At 71.8% G+C, this 12,877-nt stretch carries 17 protein-coding genes, 1 tRNA gene and 1 pseudogene; 3 read left to right on the forward strand and 16 right to left on the reverse strand.

Translation table 11 applies throughout. The features are described 5' to 3' along the window. Positions 1–40: 40 nt before the first annotated feature. Both ACZ432_RS02480 and ACZ432_RS02485 read right to left on the reverse strand, forming a co-directional pair. On the reverse strand, positions 41–598 hold the full coding sequence (locus ACZ432_RS02480) for a helix-turn-helix domain-containing protein (RefSeq protein WP_426964351.1): 558 nt from the start codon (positions 596–598) through the stop codon (positions 41–43). A gap of 175 nt (positions 599–773) precedes the next feature. Then, positions 774–858, reverse strand: a tRNA-Leu gene (locus ACZ432_RS02485). Positions 859–1,010: 152 nt separating this feature from the next. Here ACZ432_RS02485 and ACZ432_RS02490 point away from each other — a divergent pair. Further along, entirely contained in the window at positions 1,011–1,571 is a 561-nt protein-coding gene (locus ACZ432_RS02490) for a DUF420 domain-containing protein (RefSeq protein WP_426964350.1), read from the forward strand. A 96-nt stretch (positions 1,572–1,667) separates the two neighbouring features. On the opposite strand, the gene ACZ432_RS02495 is transcribed toward ACZ432_RS02490, so the two are convergent. Both ACZ432_RS02495 and sfnG read right to left on the reverse strand, forming a co-directional pair. Continuing rightward, entirely contained in the window at positions 1,668–2,318 is a 651-nt protein-coding gene (locus ACZ432_RS02495) for an NADPH-dependent FMN reductase (RefSeq protein WP_426964349.1), read from the reverse strand. Continuing rightward, a complete protein-coding gene (gene sfnG, locus ACZ432_RS02500) occupies positions 2,315–3,463 on the reverse strand; it encodes a dimethylsulfone monooxygenase SfnG (protein WP_426964348.1) in 1,149 nt (382 codons plus the stop codon). Before sfnG ends, ACZ432_RS02495 begins: the two co-directional genes overlap by 4 nt. Before the next feature lie 168 nt (positions 3,464–3,631). Here sfnG and ACZ432_RS02505 point away from each other — a divergent pair, with 168 nt between their 5' ends. Both ACZ432_RS02505 and ACZ432_RS02510 read left to right on the forward strand, forming a co-directional pair. Then, positions 3,632–3,916 (forward strand): ubiquitin-like small modifier protein 1, encoded by a 285-nt coding sequence (locus ACZ432_RS02505; RefSeq protein WP_426964347.1) that lies wholly within the window; start codon positions 3,632–3,634, stop codon positions 3,914–3,916. 80 nt (positions 3,917–3,996) lie between these two features. After that, positions 3,997–4,245: a hypothetical protein gene (locus tag ACZ432_RS02510; protein WP_426964346.1), complete on the forward strand. Its 249-nt coding sequence runs from the start codon at positions 3,997–3,999 to the stop codon at positions 4,243–4,245. A gap of 332 nt (positions 4,246–4,577) precedes the next feature. On the opposite strand, the gene ACZ432_RS02515 is transcribed toward ACZ432_RS02510, so the two are convergent. From ACZ432_RS02515 to ACZ432_RS02570, 12 genes and pseudogenes are all read right to left on the reverse strand, one after another. Then, positions 4,578–5,180 (reverse strand): HAD family hydrolase, encoded by a 603-nt coding sequence (locus ACZ432_RS02515; RefSeq protein ID WP_426964345.1) that lies wholly within the window; start codon positions 5,178–5,180, stop codon positions 4,578–4,580. After that, positions 5,177–6,331, reverse strand: coding sequence for an acyl-CoA dehydrogenase family protein (locus ACZ432_RS02520; RefSeq protein WP_426964344.1), 1,155 nt, complete (start codon positions 6,329–6,331; stop codon positions 5,177–5,179). The genes ACZ432_RS02515 and ACZ432_RS02520 overlap by 4 nt, the downstream gene beginning before the upstream one ends. Before the next feature lie 105 nt (positions 6,332–6,436). After that, complete coding sequence (locus ACZ432_RS02525) at positions 6,437–7,651, reverse strand: alanyl-tRNA editing protein (RefSeq protein WP_426964343.1); 1,215 nt, start codon at positions 7,649–7,651, stop codon at positions 6,437–6,439. A gap of 83 nt (positions 7,652–7,734) precedes the next feature. Further along, positions 7,735–7,935 carry a dodecin gene (locus tag ACZ432_RS02530; protein WP_426964342.1) on the reverse strand — a complete coding sequence of 67 codons (201 nt, stop codon included), beginning with the start codon at positions 7,933–7,935 and terminating at the stop codon, positions 7,735–7,737. 245 nt (positions 7,936–8,180) lie between these two features. Then, positions 8,181–8,714 (reverse strand): annotated as a pseudogene (locus ACZ432_RS02535) (mechanosensitive ion channel domain-containing protein); the annotation flags it as partial. A 130-nt stretch (positions 8,715–8,844) separates the two neighbouring features. After that, complete coding sequence (locus ACZ432_RS02540; RefSeq protein WP_426964341.1) at positions 8,845–9,183, reverse strand: DUF7116 family protein; 339 nt, start codon at positions 9,181–9,183, stop codon at positions 8,845–8,847. Positions 9,184–9,266: 83 nt separating this feature from the next. Next, positions 9,267–9,512, reverse strand: a complete 246-nt coding sequence (locus tag ACZ432_RS02545) for a DUF5816 domain-containing protein (protein WP_426964340.1) — start codon at positions 9,510–9,512, stop codon at positions 9,267–9,269. A gap of 123 nt (positions 9,513–9,635) precedes the next feature. Then, positions 9,636–10,010, reverse strand: a complete 375-nt coding sequence (locus ACZ432_RS02550; protein WP_426964339.1) for a HesB/IscA family protein — start codon at positions 10,008–10,010, stop codon at positions 9,636–9,638. 107 nt (positions 10,011–10,117) lie between these two features. Beyond that, positions 10,118–11,398, reverse strand: a complete 1,281-nt coding sequence (gene hisD / locus ACZ432_RS02555) for a histidinol dehydrogenase (RefSeq protein ID WP_426964338.1) — start codon at positions 11,396–11,398, stop codon at positions 10,118–10,120. Positions 11,399–11,522: 124 nt separating this feature from the next. After that, positions 11,523–11,735 carry a hypothetical protein gene (locus ACZ432_RS02560; protein WP_426964337.1) on the reverse strand — a complete coding sequence of 71 codons (213 nt, stop codon included), beginning with the start codon at positions 11,733–11,735 and terminating at the stop codon, positions 11,523–11,525. Between the two features lie 74 nt (positions 11,736–11,809). After that, complete coding sequence (locus ACZ432_RS02565; protein ID WP_426964336.1) at positions 11,810–12,106, reverse strand: hypothetical protein; 297 nt, start codon at positions 12,104–12,106, stop codon at positions 11,810–11,812. A 76-nt stretch (positions 12,107–12,182) separates the two neighbouring features. Next, positions 12,183–12,821, reverse strand: coding sequence for a DJ-1/PfpI family protein (locus tag ACZ432_RS02570; protein ID WP_426964335.1), 639 nt, complete (start codon positions 12,819–12,821; stop codon positions 12,183–12,185). Positions 12,822–12,877: the final 56 nt, after the last annotated feature.

Here is a 12,877-nt window from a genome sequence, read left to right on the forward strand (position 1 = left end):
TCACCCCCCGCGACCGGCGGTGACCGGAATCAGGACCAGCCTACTCGTCGATCAGGGTCGCGCCGAGCCGCTCCTCGATGGCGCGGACGACCGACCCGCCGACGTTCGCGCGGGCCGCCCGTCCCTGCTCGACCGCGAGCACGTCGTCCTCGTCGACGCCGAGTTCGGCGGCGAGTTCCTCGACGGTGAGCCCCGCGTCCTGTCGCGCCTCCTCCGCCACGTCGCCGTAGCCCGAGACGAGGTAGGGGAGTCGGTCCTTCTCGTAGTTGGTCCCCTCCTCCTCCCAGTGCGAGGAGTCGCCGCGGCCGGCGTCGTACACCTCCGCCTGCTTGCGCGCGGCGCGTTTCGCCCGGCTCTCCTCGTCGCGGCTCCCCGCGGAGCCGCCGGAGCTTCCGCCCGGACTGCTGGCGCCGCCGCTCGACCCGCCGGACCCGCCACGCGAGCGCGCCGAGTCGTCGTGCGGGCTGCAACTCGAACAGACCAGAAGCTCCGCGCCGGCGACGTTCGCCTTCCGCAGGTTGCCCGTCTCCGCACCGCAGAGCTCGCAGGCGTCGCCGTCGCCGGCGCCGCCGCCCGACCCCGTCGAGTACTTCGTCATGTTTCGGAGCTAAGGCCCCGGGAGGTTTTAAAAGCGCGGCTCGCGGATGGGGGACGGGACCGTCCGGAGAGCCATCGCCGGTACTGCCGCTCGGAGCGTAGCGTCGGAAGGATTGTGCGTGGGTGCTGTCGTAGAGACAACACCGTGCATCGGTGGCGGGTGTGCCGCCGAGCGATGCGTGGGACCGGATTTGAACCGGCGGACCTCTACAGGACAGCGCCCTCAACGCTGCGCCGTTGGCCTGGCTTGGCTACCCACGCTCGCTGTGGTTCTTCGCGTCATCACGTACCCCGGCGGCGATTAAAAGCCCTTCCATTCGGCGCCCGCGTGCATCGAGTTGTCACCCGGCTCCGACCGGCCGCTTCCCGCCGCGGAGCCAACGGTTTTGCGGCCGGGGCTCCACCCACCCGACATGGAGTTCCGCGCACGCGAGCACGTCCCGCTCCTGACCGCGGTCTGCTCGACCGTCGCCCTCGCGCTGGTGTTCGGCGCCGCCACCCAGTCGATCCCGACGACGTACGTCCCGCACCCGGGCGATGCCGTCCTCGCCGCGATCCCCCACCTCAACGCCGCCTTCTCGTTGACCGCGATCGGTACCATCGCGCTCGGTTGGCGCGCGATCCGGCGCGGGAACGTCGCCCGACACCGCGCGCTGATGGGCACCTCCCTCCTGCTGTTCGCCGCGTTCCTGACGGGCTACCTCTGGCGGCTCACGCTCGTCGGGACGACGACGTTCCCCGGGCCGGAGGTCTACTACCGCTACGTCTACCTGCCGGTGCTCGCGGTCCACATGCTTCTGGCCATCGTCTGCATCCCGCTGCTGTTCTACGCCCTGCTTCTGGCCGCGACGCGGCCGGTCGCGGAGGTGTACGAGACGCGCCACCGGACGGTCGGCCGGGTCGCCGCGCCGCTGTGGCTGATCTCGTTCGCGATGGGCGTCGGCGTCTACGCGATGCTCCACCACGTGTTCTGAGCACGCCGTCCTTTCTCAGAAAAGCGTCCACGTCGACCGGTTCAGAAAACCCCTCAGCCCGCGACCGGTTCAGAAAACGCTCGGGCGAGCGGCCGGTCAGAACTGCGGGCCGAGGCCGCCGAGCGCGTCGCTCCCCTCGACCGCCCGCGAGAGGTCGACCGTCGCGGTCCCGAGGGTCGCGAGCCGGCCGGCCACGTCCGCGTCGTCGAGCACGGGCCCCTCGTCGTCGCCGTCCGCCCCCTCGCGGTCCGCGAAGGCGCCGTCGGTCGCGTAGACGCTCCCGCCGACCGTGTGCGCGCCGAAGAAGGCGAACAGGGGTCGGAGCTCCTGGTCGATCGCGAGGTAGTGGTGGTTCGTTGCGCCGGTCGCCACGAGGCCGACCGCGGCGTCCTCGAAGGGGGCCACGTCGCCCTGCCACATCCCGCGCGGCACCATGTCGAGCAGGTTCTTGAGCGCGCCCGAGACCGACCCGCGGTAGACCGGGGTCCCGACGACGTAGGCGTCCGCCTCGACGATCCGCGCGAGCGCGTCCGCGGTGTCGCCCTCGTAGGCGTCGATGCCGCGGCCGTCGGCCGTCTCGAGGTCGTACTCCGCGAGGTGGAGGAGGTCGGTCTCGACCCCCTCGCGCTCGTCGGCCGCGGCGTCGAGCGCCGCCTCGACCGCGGCCCGCGTCTTGGAGCCGGTCGTCACGCTGCCGACGACCCCGAGGACCGTGCGGTCGGCCGAGGGCGCGGTGCCGTCGCTCATCGGGCCACCTTCGCGCCGCCGACGTCCTCGACCTCGTCCGGCTCGGTCACGTCCTCGGGGTTGAGCGGCTCCGCCTCCTCGACGGCCGGGATGATCGTCTCGCCGAACCGCTCCAGCTCCTCGTCGTAGTGGAGGAAGCCGGCGAGCACGATGTCGATCCCGATCGCGTCCAGCTTCCGGATCCGCTCGACGATCTGCTCGTCGGTGCCGATGAGGCCGGTCTTGAAGCCGTCGTTGTACTGCACGAGGTCCTCGAAGTCGGAGTCGGCCCACATCCCCTCGCCCTCGGCGGAGGACTGCCCCGCCTGTTTGACCTGCTCGCGGAAGGCGTCGACCGCCTCGTCGGTGGCGTTCTCGATGATGCCCTCCAGCGTCTCCTTGGCCTCCGCCTCGGTCTCGCGCTGGATGACGAACGCGTTGGCGGCGAACCGGGGCGGCTCGGTGCCGTACTCCTCGGCGTACTCCTCCACGTCCTCGATGACGGCGCGGATCTCCTGGAGGCTCCCGCCGTTGATGAACAGCACGTCCGCGTTGCGCGCGGCCATCTCGCGGGCCGCCTGCGAGTTGCCGCCCTGGAACACCTGCGGATACGGGTCCTGCACCGGCTTCGGCTCCAGCGGCGCGCCCTCGAAGCCGTCGATGTCCCTGCCGATGGTGTAAAAGCGGCCGTCGTAGGTGGCGTACTCCTCCGTCCAGAGCGCCTTGAGGACCTCGATGAACTCCTCCGAGCGCGCGTAGCGCTCGTCGTGTTCGAGCCACGGCTGGCCGAACCCGGTGAACTCGCCTTTGAACCAGCCGGAGACGACGTTGATCGAGAAGCGGCCGTTGCTGATGCGGTCCGCGGTCGCGATGAAGTTCGCGAGCGGACCCGGCTCCCAGAGCCCGGGGTGAACCGCGCCGATGACGTGAAGCTCGTCGGTCTGTGCCGCGAGCGCGTTGGCGATGGAGAGGGCCTCGAGCTGGCGGTCGGCGCCGTAGCTCCCGAAGAAGCGCGCCTGTGCAAGCGCGTAGTCGAAGCCAACGTCCTCGGCGGTCCGCGCGAGGTCGAGGTTGTAGTCGTACGTCCAGTCGGTGTCCATCTCCCAGTCGGAGACGACCAGCCCGCCGCTCACGTTCGGCACCCAGTAGGCGAACTCCGTGTCCATGATGCCCGGTTATACGCACCCCATTTGCTTATGCGGGCTGGATATGGCGAGATGTGGCGCGGCTCCCGGGTTCCCGCAAGCCTTGGGTGGGAGACGTAACGCGCCGCGGTCGCGTGCGCGTCCGGCCGCGACCGACGGCTATACGCCGGTCCCGGTCGACGCTCCTCCGTGCACGTCGAACTCCGCCTGTTCGGCCCGTTCCGCGACGACGCCGGTACCGAGTCGGTCGCGCTGGAGACGGACGCCGAAACGTACCGCGACTTGTTACGGGAAGTCGAGGCCCGCTATCCGTCCCTCTCCGGGCGACTCCTCGACGCCGAGGACGGCGACCTCGCCGGCGAAGTCGTCGTCACCCGAGACGGGAAGAACGTCCGGCACCTCGACGGGTTGGACACCCCGGTGTCCGACGGCGACGTGGTGCGGATGATCCCATCGGTCTACGGCGGGTCGTAGCTCCCGGCAACTTTTGCTCGGACGGGGCGGTCGCCGCGGCCCGCCACATCGCTTATCGCCGCCCCAGCCGAAGGGCGGCTATGCGCAACCACCTCCGACTGCTGATCGGGCTGTTCGGACTCGTCGAACTGGCGGCGCCGCGGGCCGTCGTTCGCGGCGTCACGCGGTTGGCGTACCGCGAGAGCGCCGACGCCGAGCCCCGCGACTGGGTGTACACCGCGGCCCGGATCGAAGGCGCGGCCCTGGCGACGCTCGCGCTCGTCGGCCTCTATCGCTCCGCGACCGCGTCCGGGGAGCCCGACGACGAACGCGTGACCGACGAACGCTGACCGGCGGCGAGACGCCGTGGATCGGCGTCGCTGCTGCGCGTTTTCTCGGCTAAGGCGCTTCCAGCACCGAGAGCGGTACGGCCGATCGGGACAGTACCACCCGGAAAGCCCCACCCACCGCCAACCGCACGGCAGCCTCGCACCTCCCCAGCCTCGGCGGCGGCGCGACCGCGAAACCGCGACGCACAGCAGGCGGCCGCGCCACCGCCTCCCTCGCGCGCGTTTCTCGCGCGCGCCGGCTGCACCAGCATCAGCAGCGTATCAGTACCGCACCAGTACCGCATCAGCACCACATCAGCACCGCATCGGCATCGCTCCGTTCCGCCGTCGGGCTACACCCACCGGAACGCGATGCCCGCGCGCTCGGCGGTCACCGCGTCCCGCTCGGAGTCGCCGACGAAGACGGCGTCCTCGGGGTCGCCGCCGACGCGCTCGACGGCCGACAGCAGCGGTTCGGGATCCGGCTTGTGCGTGGAGACGGTATCGCGGCCGACGACGGCGGCGACGCCGGGCGTCAGTCCGTGGGCGTCCAGCGCGATCCGGCAGGCATCCTCGCAGTTGAGCGAGCAGACCGCGGTGCGTCCGGCGGTCGCGGGGTCGAGCGCGTCCGCGTGCGGCAGCCGCGTCGAAGCGCGGGCGCCCTCGCGCTCGTGTGCGGCGATGGCCGCCTCGACCTCGGCTTCGAGCCCGTACTCCGGCGCGCTGCCGAGCAGCTCCCACAGGCCGTCTCCCGGCGGCTCCGCCCCCGCGTCCTCGTAGACGGCGATCACGTCGTCGGCGACCGCGCCCCAGTCCACGACCAGGTCCACGAGCGTCCCGTCGAGGTCGTAGACCACGGTGCCGAACTCCTCGCGGAGCGCGGCGAGAGACGCGGGGTCGAGCGCGTCGGCGGCGGCCGGGGAGTCGCTCGCGGCGTCGCTCGAGGCGTCGCTCACGAGTCTAACAGCCCCCGCGCGATGATCGTCTTCTGTATCTCGGTCGTCCCCTCGTAGATCTCGGTGATCTTCGCGTCGCGGTAGAGGCGCTCGACCGGGAAGTCGGTCGTGTAGCCGTAGCCGCCGTGGATCTGGACCGCCTCGTTGGTGACGTCCATCGCCGTCTCGCTCGCGAAGTACTTCGCCATCGAGGCCGCGATCCTGTTGTCCTCGCCGGCGTCGGCCTGTCGGCTCGCCTCGCGGACGAGCAGCCGCGAGGCCTCGATCCGGGTGGCCATGTCGGCGAGCTTGTGTCTGATCGTCTGGATGTCGGCGATGGGGTCGCCGAACTGCTCGCGGTCCTGCGCGTACGCCTGCGCCTCGTCGAGCGCCGACTGCGCGAGCCCGACCGCCTGCGCCGCGATGCCGACCCGGCCCTCCGTCAGCGTGCGGAAGGCGGCCGAAAGCCCGCGGCCCTCCTCGGTCAGCCGGTACTCGGCCGGGATCCGGCAGTCGTCGAAGGTGATGCCGGTGGTGTCCGAGGCGCGGAGGCCGAGTTTGTGCTCCTTCTTGCCGACCTCGAAGCCTTCGGTGTCGGCAGGCACGAGGAACTGCGTGACGCCGTCGTCGGCGCCATCGACCTTCGCGAACACGACCGCGACGCCGCCCCGCTCGCCGTTCGTGATCCACTGTTTCTGTCCGTTCAGGACGTACTCGTCCGCCTCCGGGTCGTAGCTCGCGCTCGTCGACATCTCCGCAGGGTTCGAGCCCGCCTCCGGCTCGGAGAGACAGAACATCCCCACCGGTCGGCCGTCAACCATCTCGGGGAGCCACTCCTCCTTGACCGCCTCGGAGCCGAACGCGGCGATACAGGAGGTCGCCAGACAGTGGACCGACAGCGCGGTCGCGACCGCCAGCCCGCCGTACGCGAGCTCCTCGTTGACGACCGCGTAGGTGGTGCTGTCGGCGCCGAAGCCGCCGTACTCCTCGGGGACCGTCAGCCCGGTCAGGTCCAGCTCCGCGAGCCCGTCCCACACCTCCTCGGGGAACGTCTCCGTCTCGTCCGCCGCGGCCATCTCCGGGCGGACCTCCTCGACCGCGAACTCCCGGACGAGGTCCTTGATCGCCTGCTGCTCCGCGGTGAGCGCGGAGCCCGTCCGTGCGCCTGTCATGGGCGTCGCTACGATACCGCACCGAAAAAGGTGAACGATCCGCGGGGCCGGGGCGGCGCCGTCGCGGCTCCCGCGGCCCCCGCCCCCGGAGCCGGCCGCGGTCGACTACGCCCCGTCCCGGAGGAACGCCGCGACGGTCTCGGGGTCCGCGTCGAGTCCGCCGCCCTGCGCGAACGTGGGGCCGCCCCCGCCACCGCCGCCGAATTCGTCGGTCACCGCCGCGACGACCTCGCCGGCGTCCGCCGCGTCGGGGTCGGCGGTGGCGACCGCGAGGAAGGTGCTCCCGTCCTCCCCGGCGACGGCCGCGACGGCGGGCCCGTCCTCGGCCGCCACCAGCTCCGAGAGCGGCTCGCGCACGTCGTTCGGCCCGCCGTTCGCGACAGTCCCGACCGCCCACGCCGCCCCCTCCCGCTCGACGGTCGGGAGGTCGCGGAGGCGCGCGCCGAGGAGTTCGGAACGTAGCTCGCGGACCTCCGCGGCGAGGTCGTCGCGCTCCTCGCGCAGTCGCTCCGCGGCCGCCGGAAGCTCCGCGACGCTCGCGTCGAGCGTCCGGCTCGCCTCGCGGGCCGCGGCGTGGACCTCCGCGGCCTCGTCGACCGCGACCGGGCCGACCGCGAACTCGATCCGCGTCGCGTCCTCGCCGGGGTTCGAGCGGTCGAGGACGGTTATCTCGCCGATCTCCGCCGTGTTCCTGACGTGCGTCCCGCCGCAGGCTGCGGTGTCCCACCCCTCGACGGTGACGACGCGGACGGCGTCGGCGGCCGCCTCGCTCATCGCCCCCTCCTCGGTGCGGTCGTTGAACGCGATATCGTCGAGCGCGCGGGCCTCGGCGGCCGGCATCGCCTCCCACGTCACCGGCAGCGAGTCCCAGACCGCGCGGTTCGCCAGCCGCTCCAGTTCGACGAGCGCCGCGTCGTCGATGGGGTCGCGGGTCGTGAGGTCGACGCGGACCTTCTCGGTGCCGATGTCGAAGCCGGCGTAGCCGAGGTCGTCGAACAGCCGCCGCGCGGCGCCGTAGAGCACGTGTGAGGCGGTATGAGCGCGCATACAGTAGGTTCGGAAGGCGTCGTCGACGACGCACGCGACCGCGTCGCCGGTCGCGAGGTCGTGGTCCGCCGCGAGGTGGTGGACGACCTCGCCGTCGACCTCCTGCACGTCCGTCACCTCGACGCCGTCGATCGTGCCGCGGTCGGCGGGCTGGCCGCCGGACTCGGCGTAGAAGTACGTCTCGGCGAGCACGACCGCGCGGTCGCCGGCGCGCTCGACGGTCGTCTCGAACTCGCGGACCTCGGGCTCCTCGGGGGCGCGTGAGACGGGCATACCCGCTATCCAGCACGGGCGGCGAAAAAGCGTGTGGCTGCGGCAGGCGGCGCGGGCGACGGTGAGAGCCGAGGAAGCGGCCCTCAGTCCTCCAGTTCGAACGCGACCTCGACCTCGGCCTGATACTCCCGCTCGGGCGCGTTCTTCACCTCGACGCCGAACTCCTGTACCTCGGCCCAGTAGACGTTGTCGAGCGTGTCCTCGGCGCGGTCGACCGCGTCGTCGGCCGCGTCGTCGAAGCTCTCGGTGCTCGTCCCGATCAGGGTGATCTTCTTGTAGACCATGACGTGTGCTACTCCGGCGCACTCCTTCATAAAGCCACGCGCCGAGCGCGCGTCTGAAGCGGACCGGACCGACACAGGACGGGAGAGAGAAGTCAGCCGTCGCTCGACTCGTCGGTCGCATCGTCCGCCGGGTCCTCGGTTTCGTCCGTCGCCTCTCCGTTCGCAGATTCCTCCGTGTCTGCCGCCTCGTTTTCTGCATCCGCGGCTTCTTCCGTCTCTGCGGCTTCTTCCGTCCCCGCCGCGTCGGCGCCGTCAAGCTTCGTCCAGCGGCGCTCGATCTCGGCGTTACCGAGCACGCGGCGGTCGCCGTCCACGTCGAAGCGCGTCTTCCGCAGCTCGATGGCGTGCACCTCGCCGGTCGTGTCGCCCACGACGACCCGGTCGCCGGGGTTGAAGTCGGGGTCGCGGAGGAGGTAGACGCCGGAGACCGCGTCGGCGATCATCCCCGAGAGCGCGTAGGAGACGCCCAGCGCCACGAAGCCGGTCGCGGTGCCAAGCGCCGCGGCGATCCCGCCGAGCCCGACCACGGAGAGGAACGACAGCAGGACGCCGTACCACAGGAAGCCCGCGACGATGGTGGAGACGAACTGTCGGTAGACCGGCGAGTCGCCGGGGAGCGCGCGGACGAGCACGCGGTCGACGAGGGTCATCAGGACCTTCACGAGCACGGCGGCGACCGCGAGGAACAGGAGTCCCGAGGCGACCCGCGGCAGTGCGGCCTCGATGTTTCCGAGGAACTCCGAGAGAACGCGGACGGCGGCGTCGAGGACGGCGTTCATGGGAGCGCCGTCGCTCGGCGGTCACAAAAAACCGCGGCCGGTCCGGGCGTCGGGCCGGAGCGGCGGGATGTCGGCTCGGTGCGCACAAGACGCTCGGGCCGCTCGGGGCCCTCGGGTCGCTCGCGTCGCGTCAGGGACTGCCCGGGGCGCCCTGCATCACGGAGAACTCGCCCCCGCCCTCGACGCCGATGACCGCCCAGTCGAACGGCGGCTTGAGGTCGAGCAGGTGCTCGCGGAGGTCCGCGGCCGACTCGTCCCACGTGACGAAACAGCGGAGCTGCGGCGGGCTTCCACCGTCCGCCAGATACGGTTCCGGATCGGTGGCGTCGTCGGCGCCGAGCGGCGTCACGAGCACGCGTCGCCACTTGCGCTCGGCGACGAAGTCCGCCCCGTCCTCGGAGACGGAGTACCCTAGTTCGCGAAAAACGTCTCTGGCCTCGGTCGTCGGTGGCATGGTACCAGGGGCCATCTACCGCCACATACGTCGGCACCTGTGTTAAGCTTTACCACGGTGTGGGAACCCCGCGCCGACCGACCGGACCGCCCCGCGAGTCACTCGTGGGCGGCGTCCCACTCCTCGGGCTTGCGGATGTTGCCGCACTCGTTGCACTCGATCCGGCCCATCGTGTCCATCGCCGTGTCGAGGCTGCCGCAGTTCCCGCAGTAGAACCCCCATCGGTCGTCGCCTTCGGCGGTGACGTACACCGTGTGGAACGGTCCCTCGGAGCCGCGGTCGCTCGCCGCGCGCTCCACGTGGACCACCTCGCCGTCCGCCGTCTCCATCGCGTCGCGTTCCATACGGTACCCTCCGCGGGCGGAGGGCAAAGGCGTGACGGGCGCGGCGGAAACGGCGGGCCGGGGAACGAAAATCGCCGGAACGGAGAACAGGAATCGGCGCGGCCGGCGGGCGAGCGTCAGCGACTACGTCCGGAACGACTCGCCGCAACCGCACTCGGAGACGACGTTCGGGTTCTCGACGTGGAACCCCTCGGCCTGCAACCCGGCCTCGTAATCGAGCGTGCTCCCGCCGATGTAGTTTCGACTCGCCGGGTCGACGAAGACGCGTAGCCCGTGCGCCTCCACGACCATGTCGTCCTCCTCGGGCTCGTGGTCGAAGCGCATGCCGTACGAGAGCCCCGCGCAGCCGCCCTGCTGGACGAACAGCCGGAGGCCACCCTCGTCGATGTCCATCCCCTCGCTCTCCATGAGCGAGAGCGCCTCCTCGGCGGCCGCGGGCGTCACCTCGACGCCGGACGCGCCCCCTTCGCCGTTGCCGTCCGCGGTCTCCGTGCTCATGGCGAAAGGTATCCGCCGGAGCGTCATAACCCTGACGACGGTCCGACCGGAACGCCGGTTCCGCCGGTGGCCGGGGGCGACGGTCGCGCCGCTGCCGACGGAGACCGCTACTCGAACCGCTTTCGGACGCTCTCGGCGTGGGCCTCCAGCCCCTCCGCCTCCGCGAGCGTCGTCACCGTGTCGGCGATGTCGTCGAGCCCCTCGCGGTCCAGTCGCTGGACCGTCGAGGAGCGCAGGAACGTCTCCGTCGAGAGCCCGCCGTACCGCTTCGCGCCGCCGTTCGTGGGCAGGACGTGGTTCGGCCCGGCCGCGTAGTCGCCGGCCGCGACGGGCGAATAGGGGCCGAGAAACACCGATCCGGCGTTCGTGATCCGGTCGAGCAGTTCCTCGTCCGCCTCGGCCTGTATCGAGAGGTGCTCGGCGGCGTACTCCTCGGCGAACAGCACCGCCTCCGGCATCGAGCGCGCCAGCAGGACGCCCGAGGCGTCGTTGCCGAGCGCCTCGCGGATCGTCCCCTCGCGCTCGCGCTCCGCCGCGCCCGCGTCGACCGCGTCCGCGACCGCGTCCGCGAGGTCGGGGTCGTCGGTCACCGCGACGACGGAGGCGTTCGGGTCGTGTTCGGCCTGCGCGAGCAGGTCCGACGCGACCAACTCGGGATCGGCCGTCCCGTCGGCCAGCACCAGCACCTCGCTCGGCCCGGCGAGGAAGTCGATCTCGACGTCGCCGCGCACCTCCGCCTTCGCGGCCGTGACCCACCTGTTGCCGGGGCCGACGACCTTCGAGACGCTCGTGACGGTCTCGGTCCCGTACGCGAGCGCGGCGATGGCCTGCGCGCCGCCGACCGCGTACACCGCGTCCGCGCCGGCCTCGTGGATCGCCGCCAGCGTGACGGGGTTGATCTCCTCCGCCGGCGGGGTCGCGACCGCGACGTGGTCGACGCCGGCGACCGTCGCGGGGATGACGCCCATCAGCGCGCTGGAGGGGTACGCCGCTGCGCCCCCGGGGACGTACACGCCCGCGCGGTCGATGGGCCTGAACCGCCGACCGAGTTCGCGGCCCGCGCCGAACTCCTCGGTCCAGTCCTCGGGGAGCAACTCCTCGTGGAACTCGCGGACGTTCGCGGCCGCCTCGCGGATCGCGTCGAGCCGCGGGTCGTCCGCGTCCGCGAGCTCCTCGTGCGCGCGCTCCGCGTCGTCGGTGATATCGATGTTACCGAGCTCGACGCCGTCGAACTCGCTGGAGAACTCCCGGACGGCAACGTCGCCCTCCGTCCGCACTCGGTCGATGATCTCGCGGACGTCGCTCCGGGCCGACTCCACGCCCGCGTCCCGCTCGAAGAACGCGCGGCGCTCGTCCGGCGAGAGGTCCGCGACCTCGCGTACGTTCATGTGCCACACTCCGACGGCGACCTCAAAAGGGGTTCCGGAGTACGGGGCCGGCGGGCGGGAGGGACCGGCGAGCGGGACGGACTGGCGAGCGGGACGGACTGGCGAGCGGGACGGACAGCCCGCGTCACTCCTCCAGCGGCCGCACGCCGGTCAGATCCAGAAGTCCGCGGACGACGAGCGCCACGAGGAGCGCGGCCGCCGCGAACAGGACCGGCGCCGACAGCAGGACGGCCGTCTCGTAGCCGACGACCAACCGCGTCGTCCCCCGGATCAGGAACGACAGCAGCACCAGTCCGAACGCGAGCGCGGCCAGCCGGACGAAGCGGTCCCTGTCCATCGGGCGAGCCGTCGCGGGGCGCGGTCGTGGGCGTTTCGGTTCGCAGCGGGGCGTCGGCTCGACCGCGGCGTGACTCAAAAGTACGGTTCGAGCGTGAGGCTGTGGCCGTACTGCGCGTTGTGCGTCTTCACGTCGCACTCGAACCCGCCCTCGCTCTCCCGTAGGAACGTCAACCGCTCCGTGCGCTCCTCGCCCGTCTCGGGGTCCGGGTAGCGCACCGCGAAGACGTAGGGACTCGGCGCGGCGTCCGGGTCCGACACCTCGATCCGGTCGACGGCGTGGAGCGGGTTGGCGTCCGGCTCCGGCGCCGTCGTCCCGGTGTCGAGCACGCGGAGCACCGTTCCCTCCGCGAAGGGATGGCCGTCCGTCATACCCCGAACCCCACGCGCGAGGGGGAAATAGTTTGACGCCGCGCGGTCTCGGGCTCCGGCGCCCCCGGAGAGCCTCTCAGGCGACCTCGTACCGCCGCTCGTACTCGATGACGGTCGCGATCCGGTCGGCCAGCTCCGCGTCGAAGGCGGTCTCGACGACGTACAGCGCCAGGTCCAGCCCGGAGGTGACCCCGCCGGCCGTCAGCAGGTCGCCGTCGTCGACGACCCGAGCGTCCACGACCTCGGCGCCGGACTCGCGGAGTTCCTCGACCGCGGACGCGTGCGTGACCGCGCGCCGACCGTCCGTGACGCCGCCCTCCGCCAGCAGCATCGAGCCGGTACAGACCGAGGCGATTCGGACCCCGGCCTCGTGGAGCGCCGCGAGCGCCGCCGGGATGTCGCCCTTCTGCGCCTCCGCCCACGCGCTCGCCGCCTCGTCGCGGGCGGTCCAGCCGCCGCCGGGGACGACCAGCAGGTCGGGTGCGTCGGCGCTCGCCTCGTCCGACCCCGCGGCGACCGCCTCGGGGTCCACGAGCGTCCCGTCCACGCCCACCTCGGTTCCGTGGCTCGCCGTGACGGTCTCGCGCTCCTCGAGGGTGACGTAGGAGACCTCGACCGCGCCGTCGGTGTACTCGCCGGCGTAGTCGAACACCTCGTAGGGACCGATCCCGTCCAGCTCGTCGAACCCGTCGTACAACAGCACCTGCACGCGCATGGCCGGGAGAAGGGGCCGACGGGGGTTGAGCGTTGCCGTCGCGGCGACGTGCGGAC

Source organism: Haloparvum alkalitolerans (assembly GCF_055381565.1).